Source organism: Pantoea sp. B65 (assembly GCF_047308185.1).
Taxonomy (GTDB): domain Bacteria; phylum Pseudomonadota; class Gammaproteobacteria; order Enterobacterales; family Enterobacteriaceae; genus Erwinia.
The window spans coordinates 50,803-70,863 of sequence record NZ_JAHXPU010000023.1 but is presented as its reverse complement, the minus strand read 5'-3'; the positions used below and the strand labels follow the sequence as shown (position 1 = coordinate 70,863).

The following is a 20,061-nucleotide window of genomic DNA, read 5'->3' as shown; positions in this document are numbered from 1 at the left end:
CATCAAATATGCGTAGTAACAACAGGTAACACCTGGTGCGTAGCGTGCTTAGTTAGCGCGGCGCCCTAAGATATTCTCCAGTTGAGTCACCCCCTCGGGCGCCAGCTCGCGCATCATTTCCATAAAGTCGAGCCCGATAACCCGCTGCACACGCTCAATCATTAACGGCGCGGGATGACCAGGCTCATTCTCGGCAAAGAACTGTTTCACCTTATCCAGCATCAGCAACGCATCGCCACGCGACTGCAGCACGGCGCTGCGCCAGTCATCGCCGCCAGCACTCGCCAGAGTTACCGGCGCCGGGTGCGACTTAACCCCGCTGGCTTTGACCTGCGTCGGTATCAGCGCGGCGAGATCCGTGGCATGGCAGGCCTGAGCGACGGTGTTCACGGTTTTAATCAGTTGCTCCATAGCCGGCACCGCCGACTCGCCAAGCCGTTCAGTCAGTAGCGCCCTGACGGTTTGCAGGTACTCACTAATATTAAGTAGCGCTGCAATATTCGGATGCTGACTGCGCGCCAGTTCATCCATCAGGCGTACCCGTCCGCCGGGATAATCCGCTAAGTCGGTTTTACTGCCCTCCAGCAATAAACAGGCATCACGTAAGGTGATCTCATCGGCAACTGAGCGCAGCAGCGAGGAGTGGCGCACCGCCATGGTTAATGCGGACTTATCGCTTAACCCTGCCAGCGCATTAATCCGGTGCCACGGCTCAGCTTCTCCCTCCTCATCCAGCGCCGGATAAAGCGACTGCCAGAAGCGTTGTACTGACTGAGCAATTAGCTGTAAGCCTTTGGCGTAGCCCCTGAGTCCCTGCAGTTGTGTCCATGCCCGGGTCAGTACCAGCATCACGCGCAGATCTTTACTGCGCATCAGCAGGCTGGTCGCCAGCGCTTCAACCCGGTTCCAGTCAGCAGGCTCTGCCGGGATCACGGTGTCGCCAAACTGCTGTTCAGCTTTGCCCGCACACGCCTGCTCCATGGCGATAAAGTCAGCGTGATATTCAAGATTTTCCCCGCATGGCCGCTCATCACTAATCGGCGCTAACAAGGCGTCGAGATCCATATTGATTCCTTTTGCTCTCTGGCTCAGTCAAACATCGGTGGATAAAGACCATGGCGCCCGGGGCGCGAACCAGCTGCCGGATCGAACAGCATGGAGAACAGCTGGCCGGTCAGATTGCCACTGTGAACATGGGTATAGAGCGGGTAACCATCGGTCTGATTACTCCACCAAAAGCTGGTGTAGCGCTGTGGGTCAAAGCAGTCGGATACCTGTTTCCAGCTCAGGCTGGTGACGCCGTCGCCATAACCAATCACATCCAGAATATCCGAACGCCGCTCCGCCGCCGGATCCAGCGGCGCCGGAATGCTCAGCAGAGCCTGATCAAGCTGCTCTGCCGAGAAACCATCCCGAACGGCCTGCAGTACCGTGCTCCCCAACCGCTGATACCACTCTCCGGCCATGGTTAACATTTGCGCAGACCACTGCGCCGGAGTAAAGATGCGCTGCGCGCAAATCGGGTAATGGCGCCCGATACTGTCACAGGCCGGCAGCAGGCAGCCCATCTGTATCAGCTGGCTACCCAGCATCGGCGGCACGACAAAATTCCATACCGGCGCATGGTGAAAATGACGTCCGCTCGCCTGCCGCTCCTCGCTATTCTGCTGCCAGTTCATCAGCCCTACCTGAAACCAGTGGGTCCATTGGTTGATCAACTCTTCGGGAAAACGTCGCTGCAAAAAATCACCGGCGCTGGGTAATTTCCCGAACCAGATAATCGCAGTGGAGTGGCTTGTCATCATCATTTCCTTGCAGCTATGGGCATGAGAACCCGGAGAGTTGAAATGGGTTGCGAATGCTGCCGGGCGTGAACTCCAGCGCTACCTGATGCCCGTCAAGGTTAAACGCCGCCTGGCGACTCAAACTGCTACTGCCGGCGCTCAGCCGGGCGCGATCAAAGAAACGATTAAGCGCCCAGGGGCCATTAGTCACTAAAGTTGATGTGGTGCCGTTCGTTAGCCCTAACTGCATCCGCACCTGACTGGTGCCGCCGGGGCCTGGCCAGCTCACCTGCTGCACCGCCTGCGGACCGTGGCTGAAGCGCAGTTGCTGGCCATCGACATCCAGCGTCAGGTTCAGGATGTCGTTATCCATACTCAGGGTGCGTACCGTGATACGGAACGAGGGTGAAGTGGCGCCGCTGGCAAAGAACGCATCGCGAATGCTTTGCGCCTGCTGGAAAGGGCGCAGTATCGCTTCGCCGCCAGGCAAGCTCTTACCGTCAATGCCCGGCATAAAACGCCAGTTCGCCTGCGTGGTATCGACTTTATTCGCCAGGTTATCGCGAAAGAAGGCATCCATCAGGCCGCTGCCGGGAGCAAACATGCGAGCCAGATCGTCCGGCGTCACTTCCGCCTGCCCGGCACGCGCCAGCGGATAGCGTCCGGCGATCGCCTGACGGCAGAAGCTGCCGACCTCCATATTGATGCGTTTACTGACATTCTCCAGGTCACGTCGCTGGGTATCGCTGCTGGCCCCAATCGCCAGACTGGTCAGCATCTTCTGCAGCGCTGGCGGTAAGCGCCCGGCGCTGGCCTGTAAGCGGCTGACCGGTTCACTGGCCGGCGGCGGCATACCGCTATTGGCCGCGTCCTGAACGGTATTCAGATAGCGATACACCTCATCAATTTGTTTGATAATGTCATCGAACACGATAGCCTCGCCGCCCTTTTCCAGCGGCTGCGCCAGTTCTAAAAATGCCGCGAAATGGCTGGTCACCGCCTGCTCGGGCGTCTGCTGCTGTGGTGGTAACCTGGCGGCCTGCTGCGAACGAAACAGTGCCTGCAAAGTGCGGGTGGCGTTGTTAAGCGGTTCGACCGCCTGCTGTAGCGTGGCATCAGTCTGGCCATCAGGACCTTTCTCCAGCATCAGATACTGGCCCAGATTGATAACCAGACGGCGCAGCGGTGAGTTATTCGCGGAGAGCAGACGCGCGGTGTTGATGCGCTGTGTCAGATCGCTGCTGCTATTCAGCTGGATGTCCTGTAACAGGCTCTCCCACTGCGCAATAAAATCGCTGATATAGCGCTGACGTACCGCATTATCGGTCTGTTGCCGATCTTCATTTTGACTGTGTCCCCCCAGCACCCACAGGTCATCCTGATGCAAGGCCGCCGTAACCGGCGCCATGTTTTTATTGAAGCTCAGCCAGTAACCATCCGGCGTATACAGACCCGCCAGCCCTTCACTGGCGGGTTTACCGCTCTGCCGCGAAAACACCAGTTCACTCTGGGAACCGGCCAGCGACGCCAGTGAAACCGGTTTTAAACTGTCGTCATGCTCCAGCATACGTTTTAGCCGGCCATACACACGTTGCGACAGAGGCAGCTGATTAATCTGCATCTGTTCACGCGCCACCAGGCTGTCATCGCGCGCGTAGGGAGAGGTCTGAATTTGCGTTTCCAGCAGCTGAACCAGATGCGCCTCCAGCTGATTCAGCTGCAGCTGAGTGACACCGGCAGGCAGAGATCGCTGAATATTCAGCATCAGCCAGGCGCGCAAAAACTTACCGTCATACTGTTTCGGCTGATACAGCATCTGGTAGGCTTTCAACGCCTCATAGCGGTAATCCGCATCGCTGCCGTCAACGCTACGCAGCCAGCGGGTAATCGCCTGCGCCACCTGCGGCAGTAATAGCTGCTTAAGGGACTTCTGATACAGCACAGTACTGGCATCACTGATTTCTCCCCCGCGATACAGCCCCATGCGCCTCGTCAGGGGTGGGGAGTTAAGGTCAAAATACTGGCTCTCAGCCAGATGCTGCAGGCTGTTAAGAAATGGCAACAGAGAGAACAGGTCGCTGTCACCCTGGGTCTGCAGTTGCTGGCTTTGCTGCTCCACTTGCGGCACTTTTGCCTGCATCTCCTGCAGGTAAGCCTTATTATTGCTAAAACTGGTAAGCCAGAAGAGTGCGGCGATGATCATCAGCGCCAACAACAGAATATAGCCTGACCAGAGTAACGCCCGATGGCGCAGCTCCCACCAGCGGTTGCTGCCCGCTAATCCCGATTCCTGGAACACCACCTCCTGCAACAGTTGTTTCAGAAAGAAACTTTGCCCTTTACTGGCCGGAATCGGCGACGCTTTGCTAACGCTATCCCAGGCAGCGCCACTGCCGGCATGGCTACCCTCGTGCGGCGGCAGCTGCATGGCGCGGTTAAGCTCCCCCATCACGCGATCAAAAGGTAACCCTTCCTGGGTGCCGCTGGCGAAGTAGACGCCGCGCACGCTAAACGGCTGGTCATAATCAGAGCGGGAAAACAGCGCACCAAGCATCTCAGATAACAGCAGGCGCAATGCGGCAAATTGCTGCGGGAAGAGATAGCTTTCGGCGCGCATTTTCGCGTCGCTTTCCTGCAACAGCGTATCCGCCAGCCCGGCATCCAGCCGTTGTTGCAACAGGGCATACTCCGCGCTAAAACGACCGTTCAGATCGAAATCGGCCAGTTTTGCCTGTTGCCATGGGAAGGTAAATCCCCAGATTTGCTCGCGCTGCGGCTTATCCAGCGCCGAGAAATAGGCGCGAAAACCTTTTAACAAATCGACTTTCGTCACCAGCACATATACCGGAAAGTGGATAGCCAGTTGTTCACGCAGTTCCGTCAGGCGCTGACGCAGTGATCGGGCGTGTTGCTGAGCGGCCTCACCATTCTGGGTCAGCAGATCGCTCACGCTAAGGGTAATAATTACCCCATTGACCGGCTGACGTCCGCGGTACTTGCGTAGCAGCGCGACAAAGCGCTGCCATTCGCCCGCATCCTGCTGCTGCTGGCTCTGTTGCATGGTGTAGCGCCCGGCGGTATCCAGCAGTACGGCATCATTTGTAAACCACCAGTCGCAATTGCGCGTACCACCGATACCGCGCAGGGCGGTTTTGCCAAACCGTTCCGCCAGCGGAAACTGCAAACCGGAGTTAACCAGCGCCGTGGTTTTCCCCGCCCCTGGCGCGCCAATAATCATGTACCAGGGCAACTGATACAGGTACTGACTACTGAAACGTTGTAGCCAGCGTGACCTGCGCTGGCCGTCGCTCCGGGTGAAATGCGCTTTTTTGAGTAACTGCGCCGCCTCATTAAAACGCTCGGTTAACAGCCGATCGTCACTGTTAAGACGCGGCTGATCCTCCGCTGGCGCACTGCTCAGGCTGCCCATAAGCTGACGATTAAGCCAGGCGTTATACAGCCGTGGCAGCAGATGGCTGATTACCCACAACAGATAGAGTAAGGCGATGATCATCAGGCGACTGCGTTCCGATTCCAGGGGGCGCCAGTCCGCAATCGAGAGTAGCGGGCCAACCACCCACAGGGTTAAGGCCAGCGCACTAATCCCAATCAATCCCCACAGCAACCGGTGGGTAATAAGAGAAAACAGACTATTCAGCATCGGTTAATTTCCTTGCGCTAAAGCGTTCAGCTCCGTCTGTGTCTGCACCGGTGCAACCAGCAGCGTTATTTCTACCCTGCGGTTGCGCGCACGATTTTCCGCACTGTCGTTTGGCGCCACCGGGCTGCTGTCACCCCGCCCTTCCGCTTTGACACGTTCGGGCCGGGTCAGATGCGCCTGCAATAATTTGCTCACCGCTTCCGCCCGTGCCAGCGACAGCTGATAATTCGAGGCGAAACGCGCGCTGCGTATCGGCAGGTTATCGCTATAACCCGCCACCCGGATGGTGCCGCTGACATTATTCATCGCCTGCGCGATCCGATTCAGCACCGGCAGGTACTCGTCGCGCACCGTGGTTGACGCGGAGGGGAACAGACCGTCGCCATTCAGTGTCACCACACTTTGATCGACCTCATCACGCACCGTCACCCACCCCTGTCTGATCTCCTCCTGCAGGAAACCGCGCAGATTCAGCACCGGCGGCGGCAGGGGCGCCGGATTATGAATGGTGACTTCCGGCAGTCGGGTCTGATACAGCGCCGCCAGTACCGGGCTGGTTTTATCACTCAGTCGCCAGTTGAGGGAGATATAGAACAGACAGGCCAGCAAACCGGCCAGCGTGGCGCACGCCCACAGTGGAACCACCGGCCGCCACAGCTGACTAACCCTTGGCTGGTCTTTGGGGTGTGGCGATAATGGCAACGCATACCCGCCGCGTACCGCATAAATCATCTGCCGTAAACGTTGTTTGATCGTTTCAAGCTGTGACCGGCCGTTTTCCATCACCCGATAGCGCCCTTCAAAGCCCATCTGCAGACAGTAGTTAATTAACTCCAGCAGAAAAATATGCTCACGCGGACTTTGTGACAGGCGGGAAAGCAGCTGAAAAAATTTTTCGCCGCCCCAGGTTTCATTGTGAAAGGTCACCAGCAGGCCGCTACCCGGCCAGACGCCACGGCTGCCCCAGGGAGTTAACGCGGCGGCTTCATCCAGCGCAGTGCATAAGCAATAACGTGCGCCCACGATCACCTCATAGGGCAAGCCGGCATGCTGACTTTTACTTTCAAAATGGCGAATCTCATCAATCAGTCGCTGACGAAGCCCTGCGGGATCGTCATGGCTGACAGAGTGACGGATTTGCGGGATGGCATTCAGCAGCGGGTTAGCTGCGGCAACCAGCAGATTATGGCTGGATGCTTCCGGCAGAGTGGTATCAGGATCCTGCAACATAAGCGCTCCCTGCTTATTCAGGCTGATTGACTACGAATGGCCCAAAACTGCATCTCCAGTCCCGGGAACTCCCCGGCCAGATGCAGGGCGAAAGCACCGGATTTCTCCATCTCCTTCCACAGCTCGCCGCCCTTTTCCAGTTCAAAATAGCTATAACCGGCATGCCACGGCATTTGCGGCGGTGCGGCTGGCATCGCGCGCAGCACGATGCCGGGCAGTTGCAGATGCACCAGATCGCGGATTTTCGTCACCGGAGCGACCTTCATTTGCGCCGGAAAATGGGTGTGGAGCGTATCGCCGGGCACATTGGCGCGCACCGCCAGTACGAAAGCAAAATCGCGGATCAGGGTCGTGTCCGCCAGAGTGGCAACCTTAAGGCCATGCGAACGATCCGTCAGCGGCAACTGAATGGCGTGCTCTTCCATCACCTGCGCCAGACCATTGCGAATCATCAGCGCCAGTTGGGCAAAGCAGCCCGCCAGATCGTTGTGCTGATAGACCGGCAGCGCCTGGGCAGGGTAGCGCTGCGGGGTATAAGTGGTTAATTCGCAGGCGAATGCCAGCCAGTGACGATAGAGCCGTTCGGGATGCAACAGCGGCAGGCTTTTAAAATGGCTGGTCTGGCCAAGGTGATGATTGATCAGCGCCAGCAGCATAAAATCCATTTTCTCCGCACCGCTTAAGCGTCCGGGCTGCTGCAGACGTTTCCCAATCTGCTGACTACGTTGCCCCAGCAATCCCTGGATATCGTGGAGGTAATCGAATAACACGCTGCAGGCGCTGCTGTGCAGCATTGGCGGGATATAATGCGTATCGAGCAGCAGCTGATTATCACTGCGTTTATCCGCCACCTGCGCAACGCCCATCGCCGTCCATTCGGCGGACAATTCACTCTCCAGCATCAGCTTCAGGCGCAATTTGCCGAACTGAACCGTGGTCTGGTCCAGCGACATGGCATTCCAGTCATCAACCTCCTGTTCGAAACTGATAAAGCGCGCCAGTGAATCCGCGGCTTCGCTAAAAATAACCTCCTCACGCCCGCCACGACGCGCAGGCAGCGCCAGAACTACCCTGGCGCCATTCTGGTTATCGGCGATTGCCAGCGGCGCCGGTCCATGGCGCCGGTCCTGGAATGCAAAGTAAGTCCCGTCAGGCAGTAATCCACTGGCGGAATTAAGTGCCACTTTCCCCTCACGCAGCAGTGCCGCGTCAAGCTCAAAATCAAGAAATCCCCACATCCAGGGCTGCTGCAGCCGACCCCAGTCGCGAATCCGGGTATGCAGATAACTTTCCCACTGCTGAAAATGGTGTGGGCGCAGAAACATGCCCTCGCTCCACACCACTTTTGCGGCGTAATCCATAATGACGTCCTTTTCTGGCACTTATCCTGTTAGCGCAGCGCGCGAACACCGCTGATATCCGCAATGATTTCAGCACGTACTTCATCTGACGATCCCTGCCAGAGAGTGTAAAAATGGCGCTCCCGCGGCGGGGAAAGAGGTAATGACAGCCGCCACGTTTTACCGTCGGGATGTTGATATTCCGCCAGAATGCCAATGTAGCGCGCCTCGGCGCTGCTCTGGCCGATAATGTTCTGGTTAAGTTGTCCTGGCCGCAGAAAGAACTGTTCAACATTCAGCAGGCTGGAACCCAATACGCCCGCAGCATTGGTTTGTAGCGAATAGAAGTCCGCCGACATAAAGTCCGCGTCAGATTTCAGCAACAGCACGCTCACCCTGAGCGGCGCCGACTGGTTGATCTGTGGATGAGCCTGAAAAAACAGGCTGTAGTGGGCAGGCATGTTATGTGCAGTCGAAAAACAGCCGGTCAGCAGAGTAAGAGCCGCCAGCAAAAGCGCCTGCATCTTCAGGCGCAATAAAGTGAGTCTATTCATTATGCTGCTTCCGTTGAAGCGGTTTTAGTTAATGATCCAGGTGCCGTTATTGCTGCTCTGGCAGGCTTTACTATCGCCATCGACCGCCAGACAGTTCGGTTTACTGGACGGGGTGGCGCGCGCGCGTTTACGCCGGGCATCGGCTTTAATGGTCTTCTCCCACAGATCGCTTTTGACGCCAGCGCGCCGGGGAACATAGCCGAGCAACTGCTGCTGATCGCCACCGGCGATCGCCAGCCAGTTATTTTCCACCGTTCCCAGTACGGTATAGGTCTCGCCGTAATCCAGATAGCGCACCAGCTTGCCGCCAAAATCGGGGCGGCTCATTACCGACGCGGTATACAGCGCGCGGTGCTGCTCATTTAGCGGTATAAACTGCGCGGGCGGCGTAATCGCGTGACGATAAGTCAGTGTTACGCCGTCAACGGTGCTGGAGACCAGCGTGTCATCGGTTAATGGCGGGTTCGGAGCAATACATCCGGCAGCGGTTAACACAAAAATCAGGCTTAATGCGATACGAATTTTCACCATCATCCTCATAAATTTTTCGTAAAAATAGCCAGACGCCAGCAGGCTGACGCAGTAAAAAAAGGGCTGAAAAACCCGCCAAAAACGCATAGCGGTCACCAGCGCCCCAGCACAGAACAAAGCAATTAAACTTATACAAAGGCACTAACAAAACTCATAACCATTCAGGAATAACAGCGCGGTAATTGTTTAACTCACGAGTAAATAGACACTGCACAACCATGTGCGGAAACCATCGGCATCAGGGGATGATGCGCAACGGCGACCTAAAACATCCATGCTTTGATTCTCTACTATCGTCTAATGAAGGGACTTCATTGCGAAGGTCATCAAGGCACAATCACGGGTCAGGGGTAATTAACCAACCATTCAAACTATTAAATATCAATATATTACCTAATAAACCATTTCCATGGCTACCGCACGAGCTTGCACATGGCAGCATCCGGTGGTGTTTACTGGTACGGTATAACAAGATACAACTGGCGCAGTTTATCGTGTCTTTGAAAAAATTCAACGCTTTGCCTGCAAAGCATTATTCATTAGTCAGGGTAAATCGTACCGCACCGTAATAATCTGCGACACATCCCGCTGTGCATATAAAAATAATCATGCATACATCAGTATTATTTATGAAGTAGCGCACAAAAAAGGCGAAAAATGCAACATCAGCCGATAAAAAATATTATTCTGCGCGGGAAAATTTAACCGGCTGCGCCGGGCATGATACTGATAAAGGGAGTAAGGACGGTTACTGTCGCAGGATCGGGGGGCAGTTTAATGATCGGCGCCGGGCTGAAGAGATGTTCTTCTCTCATCAGTCCAGACCGACCTCATATTGGCAGGCGCGAAAAGTTATGCTGTTAGCAGTGCGGCTAACTGGGTCAGCGAAGAGACCTGCCAGGTGGGTGTGATGCCTTCTGGTTTCGCGCGGTTGTCCGCGTTCAGCCAGCAGGTGGCAAGGCCGGCATTGATGCCGCCGAGAATATCCGAATCCGGATTATCCCCCACCATCATCACCCGGTCGCGGGCCGGATTGCCCATGTTATCTAACGCATAGTCAAAGATTGCCGGATGAGGCTTCGCATGCCCGACCTGCTCGGAGATCACCAGCAGATCGAAATAGTCAAGAAAGCCGGTACGCTGCAGACGCGCCTGCTGTAAGGCAGTAAAACCATTGGTGATAATGCCCATTTTTACCCGGCCTTTCAGGGTATTCAGCAGTTCTACCGCGCCTTCCAGCGGCATACAAATTTCAGCCATCGCCGCCAGATAGTCGCGATTCAGCTCATGGGCGGCAACGCGCAATTTGTCGGCCCAGCTCTGAAAACGTTGATTCTGTAACTGTAAGGCGCTAATCACCCCATTCTGATAATCCACCCACAGCGGCTTATTGATCGCCTGGTAGTCATCATAATCGGCAGCGGTAAACTGTACGTCGTACTCGCGAAACATCCGTTGCAGACCGGCAAAAGCGTCGAAATGGAACAGCGTGTCGTCAGCGTCGAATAAGATCCAATCCCAATCGTTTAACATCTTGTTGTTAAATCCTGTTTTATCTGTTCCGGGTTTGCCCCCGCTACAGGGTTAAAGCCATTATCAGCGCGTCTTCACGTCCTTCTGCGGTCGGATAATAATTCCTGCGCACCGATACCTCATTAAACTCCAGCTGCTCATACAGGGCGATAGCGCCCCGATTGGAGGCACGGACTTCCAGCCACAATGTCAGCACATCGCGCTGCGTCAGTTCGGCAATCAGATGCTCCAGCAACTGGCGTCCCAGTCCACGACGTTGAAAAGCCGGATCGACGGCAATATTGAATAACGTGGCCTCATCAAGCACGATCTGGGTAATGGCAAAGGCCGCCATAACATTATCGGCATCAAGCCGGTAATTGAGATAGCGATCGCCCTGATTACTGGCAAAAGTTTTTTCCGTCCACGGAAAAGCGTGGCTACGCTGTTCGATAGCAAAGGCCTGGCTAAGGTCGCTCGGGGTGAGTAAAGAAATCTGAGTCATGTTCACAAATCTGCCGCCAGAGTGCGCGTTTGGCACTGGCATTTTGGTAGAGCTCATCAAGAGCCGGAGATGCAAGCTGTGCCCCCTGCAAGGTCAGCGGGGTATCAATACCGAGGCGCCAGCTGGCGCAGGGACTATCATCCGGCAGCATCGCCAGCTGATCCGGCGTCAGAGCAACAGCATCATGCTGGTCGATAGCCAGCGCACGCAGGACATCGCTGACCAGCGGATCATCGGTAGAGGGCGGCACATCGGCGATAATCAGCAGGCGCGTATGCGGCGGCAGAGTGACGGCTATCTCACCCTGCAAGGCACGCGGACGCCGCAGTACATACTGCGTAATGCCCATTTGCTGTAATAACCAGTCACGTCTGGCAGACATTTTTTTTCCCGTCTGGTCGCCCGATTGCGTCGCTATGCTAGCAAAACCCACCCCACGGCGCCAATTCCCCTGCATGCGATGGCGATGTAATGCCACTGCACACCCGCAGCACGGGAGCGATAAATCCCCCCAGGTCCCCTCCGGTAGTGGCGGCATTTATGCCACCTTATGCCGCCGGCGCCAATAATTTGCGCCAGCCACCATCACGGCAGCGTATCGGTCTCACTGACGGTATTAATACTGCAACGGCTTTCACTTTCGGTATAATCGCTGTTCTGATTAGTAAGGAGCCATCCGATGTCCGCTTTTACCCCGGCCAGTGAAGTGATTCTGCGCCATAGTGATGAATTTATTGAACGCCGCGTGCTGTTTGCCGGTGACCTGCAGGATGACCTGCCCGCTCAACTGGAGACTGCTGTCAGCAAAGTTCATACCCAGCAATATCATCACTGGCAGACTCTCAGCCGGACGATGGGCGAGCGAGCACAATACAGCCTGGTGGCCAGTGCTGAGATGGTGAGCGACTGCGATACCCTGATCTACTACTGGCCAAAAAATAAGCCGGAAGCGCTGTTCCAGCTGCAGAATCTGCTGTCCCTGCTACCGATCGGCAGCGACATTTTTGTCATCGGTGAAAACCGCAGTGGCGTGCGTAGCGCAGAGCAGATGCTGGAGCCGTGGGCAACCCTGAGCAAAATTGACAGCGCCCGTCGCTGCGGCCTGTATCATGGCCGCCTCGACAAACAGCCGGACTTTGATGCCGAAAGCTTCTGGGGCGAATATACCCTCGACGATGTCACCATTAAAACCCTGCCGGGGGTATTCAGCCGCGACGGACTGGATATTGGCAGCGATCTGCTACTGTCGACCCTGACGCCGCATGCCAGAGGGAAAGTTCTGGATGTCGGTTGCGGTACCGGCGTTCTGTCGACCCTGCTGGCCAGCCAGTCGCCGCGCGTACGCCTGTGGCTGACGGATGTCAGCGCAGCAGCGATTGAAGCCAGTAAAGCAACGCTGGCGGCAAACCAACTGGAAGGCGAAGTGTTTGCCAGTAACGTCTACTCCGATGTGACCGGCCGTTTCGATATGATTATTTCCAACCCGCCATTCCATGAAGGCACGCAAACCAGCCTTGATGCCGCACAGGCGCTGATTCGTGGCGCGGTAAAACATCTGAATAGCGGCGGCGAGCTGCGTATTGTGGCCAACGCCTTTCTGCCCTATCCGAAGCTGTTGGACGAAATCTTCGGCAGCCATGAAGTGCTGGCGCAAACCGGACGGTTTAAGGTTTATCGTGCGATAATGGGAGCCGGCGCCCGGGCAAAACGTTAATTTGTCCGCTGCGGATGGCCTGCAGGGTTGCAACTTACTGATTCGGCTTATCGTCATGGAGATGTTGCTTTTTCCGGCAATCATCCCATGACGATGAAATATCTGTTGACGTGCCCGGTAAAATCTCTAGAATGCGCCTCCGTGGTTGCAATACAAATTGTATTGTCGGTACGCGAAGGTGGCGGAATTGGTAGACGCGCTAGCTTCAGGTGTTAGTGTCTTAACGGACGTGAGGGTTCAAGTCCCTCTCTTCGCACCAACAACCATGATATTGCTTTGCATTTGCGCGAAGGTGGCGGAATTGGTAGACGCGCTAGCTTCAGGTGTTAGTGTCTTAACGGACGTGAGGGTTCAAGTCCCTCTCTTCGCACCAAATGCAGCGATATAAGTTTTACAACGAAGATGCGAAGGTGGCGGAATTGGTAGACGCGCTAGCTTCAGGTGTTAGTGTCTTAACGGACGTGAGGGTTCAAGTCCCTCTCTTCGCACCAGTTGTAAACACCCCCCCGCTAAAGAGCCTTCCGGCTGCTCCTCTCTGATATTTCGTTTGCTACCAGTGGCTTAGTTACTCTCTCCCGCTGTAATCGTTATTGTTTTTTACCGCAAAATCACACCACCGTTTTCAGTGAAATCGCCATCATGCAGCCCGCTAACGCCATACAAGATGGCAGCAGCAGATAGTGACGCAGACGCTTGTGGTAGAGCATGCTGACCGTCGCCAGTAGCGCAATCACCATCAGCAAACGCCACTGTGAAAAGGAGAGTTCCATCAACGCCATCAGCGGTATCATCGCACAGGGCAACAGCACTCCCCAGGCGCTATCCAGTCGTTTCCCCAACATCCAGCTCACTCCCCATAATCCACACGCCGTTGCAATTACCACCAGCATCGACACAGCTCCAGATGATAATGATTACCAATAGCATATGATAATTTTTGTCATTATGCAGCAAGATTGTTGAAACTTTGTACCCAGGGATGACAGACCAGTTGTAAAGTGTTAAATTGCGCCGTTCAGCATACTACTAAAAAACACCATAATAACTGCTATGAACTATTCCTGACCGAATAATAAAATCGAATGTCAGATTTAGCGCTTTGATATTTCAGGGCTGCAGCGAGTATATAATATGAAATTACAAACTTATGACGAATTGCTTCACAGCAAATATCGCCTGACGATGATGTTTTTTCTTTTTTTAAACATAGTCTCATCACTTTTCGTTTTATTGAACACCAGTTATGCCTTTTCGTCGACGATGCTGCTGCCAACCCTGCTAATCCCGGGGTTGAGTTTTGCGTTATTTTTATGGATTTTTTTCCGTCCTAAAGTCAAATTATCGCTATTAAATAGCGCCGCATTAATAACCGGGATCCTCTGGGCCTGGCATATTTCACTTAAACATGCGCTGGTATTTTATTTTAACGGCAGCTATTTACCGCTCAGTTTACTCAGCGTTTTCTTTATCAGCGCGATTGCGCTCAACGACAATCTGCCCGCTTTCTGCCTGCATACTGCGCCGGGGGCCCTGACCGTGCTGCTGCTTGATAACGGTCATAACCTGGCGATGATTCTCTCCACCATTTTGTTGCCGCTCAGCGGCTTTACCCTGCATCACTTTTTGCGCCGACGCAGCGATGACTTTACCCGCCGCCTGATGTTTCAGCTGTATGAAGAGAAACAGACCTATAGCGACCTCAGTATGCTCGATCCGCTCACCGGCTTATATAACCGCCGCGGCCTGAAAAACCGTCTGGAAAATGTGCTGGAGAACCATACCGGCAGCCATTTCGTGCTGCTGCTGGATATCGATCATTTCAAAGCCTATAACGACAATTATGGCCATGCCATGGGCGATCAGGCGCTGGCGCGCGTGTCGGTGGCGATTCGTGATGCGGTGCGCTCACGCGATATTGTCACCCGCTACGGCGGCGAAGAGTTCCTGGTACTGCTGACCAATGTTAATGCCTCGATTGCCATGAAACTGGCTGAGCGTATCCGGCAGTACGTACTGAATTTAGAGATCCCGCATCGCTTTAATGAACGGGTTGCCACCCATGTCACCATCAGTGCAGGGGTTGCCCCGCTGTATGATGATGATTTTGAGCAGGCGCTGGCCCATGCTGACCGTGCACTGTATGTCGCGAAAAACCGCGGCCGTAATACCATTCTCTGCTGGGACGATCTGCCAAAATCTGCCAGTGCCCAGCCTGCAGACGCGGTTTAACACCGATTAGCCCCTGCCGGGGCTGATATTTTCGCGTCGCTTATCCATCAGGGTTATTCCTTTCCGCTACAATAGCGTCAGCGCTATTGTGCTGAATTTTTTACGGCTGACAGAGACCGCAGTGGTTAATAATCGTAATACGTCAATTCGCCAACTTAGGGAAAATAGTTTTTTTTAGCAAATTAACTGGCTATTCATTATTTAATTTGCCCGAAGCGATCTATTTTCTTCACCGGCTGATAAAAATATCAGTTAACCAAAGTTAATTAATCAACCGCGTTAATGACAATAATTGACCTTGCAAATATTATGGCTAATCACCATTGCCCCACGCCGCTGGCAATCACTCGCCCTCAGACCGGTTGCCCGCAGGCAGCCGGAATGCCTGCTGTGGTGCGCGGCTATTTGCTGACAAATTTTCCCGTCCCCTTTAGTTTACAGACCCCGGCCATTGTGGCAGTTTTATCAGCTGCTAAATTGTGGAGATAAGCATGAGCCTCGAGTCTGTGCGGCAGTACTTTGCCGAGCGCGCCCCCGAAATTGACATCATTGAACTGGCAGAGAGCACGGCCACCGTGGCGATGGCGGCAAAAGCCCATCGTGTCACGCCAGGGCAAATTGCCAAAACGTTGTCGCTGAAGGTAAAAGATCGGGTGATTTTGATTGTTACGCGCGGCGATGCACGTCTTGATAACCGCAAATTAAAAGCGGCGCTGGGCGCCAAAGCGCGCATGCTGAGCACCGATGAAGTGGTGAGCTGGACCGGTCATCCGGTCGGCGGGGTATGCCCGTTTGGTCTGGAAAATCCCCTGCAGGTCTATTGCGATATCTCCCTGAAGGGCTTCAGTGAAGTGCTGCCGGCTGCCGGAGGGATCCACAGCGCGGTACGTATTTCACCGCAACAGATGGCGGATCTTACCGAAGCGCAATGGATCGATGTATGCCAGCCGCCGCAGTAGCGGCTGCGCACACCACGCCGTGCCGAAACCATGCCCAATACTCAGACGCTGATACATCTGCTACTGCGTCTGCACTTCTGTATCGGTCTGTTTATTGGCACGTTTATCTTTATCGCCGCCCTGACCGGCACCCTCTGTGTGCAGGCCCCGCAGCGGGAAAACCATCGGTATGCCCATCAGCGGCTTACCGACTTAGTGGGGGTAGATCGTCCGCTTTTACAACAGGTTACCAGCGCGATTAACCAGCGGGGCAGCGATGCCGCCCGGTTTTTTCAGTCGCTGGACGCCGCCAGCGCTTGCTCCAGCATGGTGAGCAGCAACGCGTTATCAACCCGTTGCAGCACATGTACCAGTCCACCTGCCGGCTGTTCAATTCCGACCGTCACGCGCAACGGCTGACGATAGCGCCAGGATTTACCGCGTGTGGGGCCGGCGTGTAGCTCAACATCCACCTGATAATCCGTGGCGGTGGCGACCCGCTGATTCAGCAGCCAGGCAACCACCAGCGCATCATGGATCCAGCAGCCGGGCAGGCTGCGGGTTTTAATCGAGTAATCAATCCACGGACGGAAAGTTTCGCTGATAAAGCGTGCCAGCGGCGTATCAGATTTCGCGATGCGATCGAGATCCTGATGCGTCATTAACGTCTGGGTTGTGGCATCCATCGGCACCAGCGTGATGGTTGCGCCGCTGGTCAGCACCTGATGCGCCGCCTCCGGATCGAGGCCAAAGTTGGTATCTTTCAGATAATCATCAAGGGCAAATACGCCGCCCATAATGACAATTTCGGCGACCGACTCCACCAGTTGTGGATAACGCTGCATCGCGCGCGCCACATTTGTCAGCGGACCAATCGCCACCAGCGTAATCTCACCGGGATTGTCGCAAATCAGCTGCCCGATAGCATCGACCGCATCCCGATCCGGCGCCGCCCGCGGCAACGGCTGACGTACGCCGCGCCACAGATCAGCCAGATTCAGCTGATACACCCGCTGATCCAGCGCCTGGCGCCACGGCTCTGCCGGCTCCTGTAGCGCCTGCTCTTCACCCTTTAGCACCGGAATCGCCAGCCCTAAACGCTGCACCAGATCCTGCGCCACGCTGTATCCGACCGGCGCTGGCGTATTACCGGCAACCACCGTAATCAGCTCCAGTGAGATATCTGGCGAAGCAATGGCCAGCGCTAAGGCCAGGCCATCATCAACATTGGCGCCGGCAATGCCATTCCCCGGATCACAATCAATAATTACTCGTTTCATATTTTATTATCTTTATTTTTCCGCGCGTTGCGCTGGAGAGAACTGACAGCCGCAAGACTCGCCGATTTGCAGCTGGTGTGAGACCTCACGCAGCATGGCTTCACCATTCCATGCCTGCAACATGTTAATCGCCGTTTTCGCCATCTCCTGAATCGGCTGACGTACGCAGGTCAGCGCCGGAACATGAAACGCCGCCTGATCCGTTCCGTTAAAACATACCAGCGCCAGTTGATCCGGTACGCCGATCTGCTGTTCCTGTAGGGCGCGAATGCAGCCAATAGCCTGCGCTTCGTTACTGACAAACAGGGCGCGCGGTAAACTGTCGCCCTGCAACATCTGGCAGGCAGCCTGATAGCCGCCCTCACGGGTATAGGGGCTGGGGAAAATCCAGTTCGCCTCGATCGCTAAGCCATAGCTGTTCATGGCATCACGCCAGCCGTTAACCCGATCCTGCGCGTTCAGCATCTCTTGCGGGCCGCTGATAATGCCGACATCACGATAGCCATGGCTGAGCAGATGCCCGGTGACCAGACGTGCCGCCGCACGCTCATCCACCCGCAGCATACTGACCTGTAACTGCGGATCAACCCGTTCCAGCATCACTAATGGCGTACCGCTGGCTTTGATCAGCTCAATATAGGGATGGCGGTCGACGCTGTTATAAAACAGACCATCGACCTGACGATTTAACAGACTGTGAATCAGCTCCAGCTCACGCTGCCGATCGTCGCCGGCATCCCCAAGCAAAATCACCATCCCTTTCTTTAGTGCTTCCTGAATCAGCTCATGCGCCATCGCGGCGACAAAAGGGTTTGAGATATTCGGAACCACTAAGCCGTAGGTTTTGCTACTGCCTGACGCCAGCGCGCGGGCAATGCCATTAGGGCGATAGCCGGTCTGTTTAATCGCCTCAAGCACCCGCTGACGGGTTGCCGCAGCCACCGGGCGTGGACCATTATTGATGACATAACTCACTACCGCTACGGATGTTCCGGCAAGGGCGGCGACATCGGCACGCGTAATACGCTTAGGGTGTTGTTTAACCAAAACGCTACCTTGTGGTGAAGATATTAAAGAGATTATGCCAGCCGGGCAGCGCCCGGCCAGCCTGAAAACCACGCACAGCGCTAATCCGGCGTTTAAATGGCGTCTTCAGGAAGATTAAGGTCGCGCCCGCGGGTTTCTGGTGCGGCAAAAGTGGTGAGAAAACCGATGCTCGCCATCGCCGAGAAATAGACCGCAATCGGCCACCAGTGGCCGGTAAACGACAACATTGCGGCGGCAATCAGCGGTGCGGTGCCGCCGGATAAAATCGAACCCAGCTCTTTCGCCACCGCCATTTTGGTATAGCGATGATGGACGCCAAACATCTCGACGCCCCAGGCCGCCTGCACGCCAAAAATCCCCAATGAAGCTAATGCCATACCTGTAACAATAGTCGGGATCACAATCATTGGCTCGCGACTGTCGAGCAGGGTAAACGCAGGCCAGGCATAAACCATTAACAGCAGGCAGAAGCCACGATAGGTAATACGGCGGCCAAACCGGTCGGAGAGCCAGCCAGCAAGGGGGATAATCAGGAAGCCAAGTAGTGAAGCGATAAATACCGCCGTGGTGGGTACCGATTTATCAACCATCAGCACCTTTGCCACATAGCCGACAATAAAGCCCTGCGCCAGGTAAGAAGGTCCGTTCTCACCAATACGCAGCCCCACCATAATCCAGAACGCCTTGCTGCGCTGCCAGAAGCTCCGCGTATCAGCCGCCAGCGGATGCGCGTCGAGGGTCGCAGCACGCTGCGCTGCAAGCTGTGCTTTCTTACGTTCAAATACCGGCGTTTCCCGCAGGTTACGTCGGATCCACAACGCTGTCAGCGCAATCAGAGAACTGCAGAGAAACGGAATACGCCAGCCCCAGGCCTGCAGCTGCTGTTGATCCATTTGCACTACCAGCAGCCAGACCAGCGATGCCAGTAAGGTACCGCTGTTGGAACCCAGCGCAATCACCGAAGAAACCAGACCCCGCCGTTCAACCGGCGCATACTCACCGAGCATCACCGTACCGCCAGACAGCTCGGCTCCGGCGCCAAACCCCTGCGAAAAGCGCAGCAACACCAGACAGGCCGGCGCCCACACACCAATCGATGCATAGCTGGGGATCAGGCCAATCAGGGTGGTCGAGGCACCCATCAGAATAATGGTGCTGATCATCACCACTTTGCGTCCCTTGCGGTCGCCCAGCCAGCCGAAGAACAGAGCGCCAATCGGGCGGGCAATAAAGCCTACCGACCAGGTGGCAAAGCTGGAGAGGAGCGCCATCTGCGGCGTGGCTTCGGGAAAGAAGATATCGCCAAAGATAATGCCGGCAGCAAGGCCGTAGAGGGCAAAATCGGCATATTCCATTGCGGTGCCCAGCCAGCAGGAGAAGGTGGCGCGCCAGAAATCTTTGCGTCCTTCGTCGGTGGCCAGTCTTTCATCCGCAGCAGATGACACGCCTGCTGACGAGTGCTCCACAGATTGATATGAGGTCATTCAAAAAATTCCCTGATGTTAGGAGATCTTAAGAGCGCCCTTCCGTGGGTGGTAGTCCCTTGTAACAAAACGAAGAGATAACTCCCCGGCAAAGACGCTCAGTGCCTGAGCCATGATGAAAGGTCAGTAAAGGGTTCCCTGGTGTCAGGATCTTATAAGTTGCTGCGCGTCTGTCGGTTTTTATTTAACCGATCGCTTAAATAACGCGAAACAAACCGGACCATCACTTAGCAGCCTGAACATCAAGCGCCG

General features: G+C 55.2%; 17 protein-coding genes, 3 tRNA genes and 1 pseudogene. 7 read left to right on the top strand and 14 right to left on the bottom strand.

All coding sequences use genetic code 11. The features are described 5' to 3' along the window. Positions 1-48: 48 nt before the first annotated feature. From tssA to JWF83_RS10315, 10 genes are all read right to left on the bottom strand, one after another. The gene (gene tssA, locus JWF83_RS10360; protein WP_413650124.1) at positions 49-1,065 is read right to left on the bottom strand and encodes a type VI secretion system protein TssA; all 1,017 of its coding nucleotides are present in this window, start codon (positions 1,063-1,065) and stop codon (positions 49-51) included. A gap of 23 nt (positions 1,066-1,088) precedes the next feature. Then, positions 1,089-1,802 carry a type VI secretion system-associated protein TagF gene (tagF, locus tag JWF83_RS10355; RefSeq protein ID WP_413650328.1) on the bottom strand — a complete coding sequence of 238 codons (714 nt, stop codon included), beginning with the start codon at positions 1,800-1,802 and terminating at the stop codon, positions 1,089-1,091. 16 nt (positions 1,803-1,818) lie between these two features. Then, the gene (gene tssM / locus JWF83_RS10350; RefSeq protein WP_413650123.1) at positions 1,819-5,445 is read right to left on the bottom strand and encodes a type VI secretion system membrane subunit TssM; all 3,627 of its coding nucleotides are present in this window, start codon (positions 5,443-5,445) and stop codon (positions 1,819-1,821) included. Between the two features lie 3 nt (positions 5,446-5,448). Beyond that, entirely contained in the window at positions 5,449-6,675 is a 1,227-nt protein-coding gene (locus JWF83_RS10345; RefSeq protein WP_413650122.1) for a DotU family type VI secretion system protein, read from the bottom strand. A gap of 17 nt (positions 6,676-6,692) precedes the next feature. Beyond that, a complete protein-coding gene (tssK, locus tag JWF83_RS10340; RefSeq protein ID WP_413650121.1) occupies positions 6,693-8,036 on the bottom strand; it encodes a type VI secretion system baseplate subunit TssK in 1,344 nt (447 codons plus the stop codon). Between the two features lie 29 nt (positions 8,037-8,065). After that, positions 8,066-8,569 carry a type VI secretion system lipoprotein TssJ gene (tssJ, locus tag JWF83_RS10335; protein WP_413650120.1) on the bottom strand — a complete coding sequence of 168 codons (504 nt, stop codon included), beginning with the start codon at positions 8,567-8,569 and terminating at the stop codon, positions 8,066-8,068. Between the two features lie 24 nt (positions 8,570-8,593). Next, positions 8,594-9,100, bottom strand: coding sequence for an SH3 domain-containing protein (locus JWF83_RS10330; protein ID WP_413650327.1), 507 nt, complete (start codon positions 9,098-9,100; stop codon positions 8,594-8,596). An 852-nt stretch (positions 9,101-9,952) separates the two neighbouring features. Next, the gene (gene yjjG / locus JWF83_RS10325; RefSeq protein ID WP_413650119.1) at positions 9,953-10,633 is read right to left on the bottom strand and encodes a pyrimidine 5'-nucleotidase; all 681 of its coding nucleotides are present in this window, start codon (positions 10,631-10,633) and stop codon (positions 9,953-9,955) included. Positions 10,634-10,676: 43 nt separating this feature from the next. Continuing rightward, complete coding sequence (gene rimI / locus JWF83_RS10320) at positions 10,677-11,117, bottom strand: ribosomal protein S18-alanine N-acetyltransferase (protein ID WP_413650118.1); 441 nt, start codon at positions 11,115-11,117, stop codon at positions 10,677-10,679. Further along, a complete protein-coding gene (locus tag JWF83_RS10315) occupies positions 11,080-11,499 on the bottom strand; it encodes a DNA polymerase III subunit psi (protein ID WP_413650117.1) in 420 nt (139 codons plus the stop codon). Before JWF83_RS10315 ends, rimI begins: the two co-directional genes overlap by 38 nt. Positions 11,500-11,796: 297 nt before the next feature. On the opposite strand from JWF83_RS10315, the gene rsmC reads away from it, so the two are divergent. The 4 genes from rsmC to JWF83_RS10295 all read left to right on the top strand — a co-directional run bounded on the left by rsmC (position 11,797) and on the right by JWF83_RS10295 (position 13,322). Next, positions 11,797-12,831 (top strand): 16S rRNA (guanine(1207)-N(2))-methyltransferase RsmC, encoded by a 1,035-nt coding sequence (gene rsmC, locus JWF83_RS10310; protein ID WP_413650116.1) that lies wholly within the window; start codon positions 11,797-11,799, stop codon positions 12,829-12,831. A gap of 172 nt (positions 12,832-13,003) precedes the next feature. Continuing rightward, positions 13,004-13,090 (top strand) — tRNA-Leu (locus JWF83_RS10305). Positions 13,091-13,117: 27 nt separating this feature from the next. Beyond that, positions 13,118-13,204: transfer RNA gene (locus JWF83_RS10300), tRNA-Leu, on the top strand. Positions 13,205-13,235: 31 nt separating this feature from the next. Then, positions 13,236-13,322 (top strand) — tRNA-Leu (locus JWF83_RS10295). A 117-nt stretch (positions 13,323-13,439) separates the two neighbouring features. Here the strand turns inward: JWF83_RS10295 and JWF83_RS10290 are convergent. Continuing rightward, on the bottom strand, positions 13,440-13,721 hold the full coding sequence (locus JWF83_RS10290) for a DUF1435 domain-containing protein (RefSeq protein WP_413650115.1): 282 nt from the start codon (positions 13,719-13,721) through the stop codon (positions 13,440-13,442). A 241-nt stretch (positions 13,722-13,962) separates the two neighbouring features. Between JWF83_RS10290 and JWF83_RS10285 the strand changes: the two genes are divergently transcribed. From JWF83_RS10285 to JWF83_RS10275, 3 genes and pseudogenes are all read left to right on the top strand, one after another. Next, entirely contained in the window at positions 13,963-15,060 is a 1,098-nt protein-coding gene (locus tag JWF83_RS10285) for a diguanylate cyclase (protein ID WP_413650114.1), read from the top strand. 491 nt (positions 15,061-15,551) lie between these two features. Continuing rightward, positions 15,552-16,019, top strand: coding sequence for a YbaK/EbsC family protein (locus JWF83_RS10280; RefSeq protein ID WP_413650113.1), 468 nt, complete (start codon positions 15,552-15,554; stop codon positions 16,017-16,019). Between the two features lie 30 nt (positions 16,020-16,049). Further along, positions 16,050-16,250: pseudogene (locus tag JWF83_RS10275) on the top strand (PepSY domain-containing protein); the annotation flags it as partial. 41 nt (positions 16,251-16,291) lie between these two features. On the opposite strand, the gene JWF83_RS10270 reads toward JWF83_RS10275, so the two are convergent. The 3 genes from JWF83_RS10270 to JWF83_RS10260 all read right to left on the bottom strand — a co-directional run bounded on the left by JWF83_RS10270 (position 16,292) and on the right by JWF83_RS10260 (position 19,809). Beyond that, entirely contained in the window at positions 16,292-17,278 is a 987-nt protein-coding gene (locus JWF83_RS10270; protein ID WP_413650112.1) for a nucleoside hydrolase, read from the bottom strand. 12 nt (positions 17,279-17,290) lie between these two features. After that, on the bottom strand, positions 17,291-18,325 hold the full coding sequence (locus tag JWF83_RS10265) for a LacI family DNA-binding transcriptional regulator (protein ID WP_413650111.1): 1,035 nt from the start codon (positions 18,323-18,325) through the stop codon (positions 17,291-17,293). A 92-nt stretch (positions 18,326-18,417) separates the two neighbouring features. Further along, the gene (locus JWF83_RS10260; RefSeq protein WP_413650110.1) at positions 18,418-19,809 is read right to left on the bottom strand and encodes an MFS transporter; all 1,392 of its coding nucleotides are present in this window, start codon (positions 19,807-19,809) and stop codon (positions 18,418-18,420) included. Between the last annotated feature and the right edge of the window lie 252 nt (positions 19,810-20,061).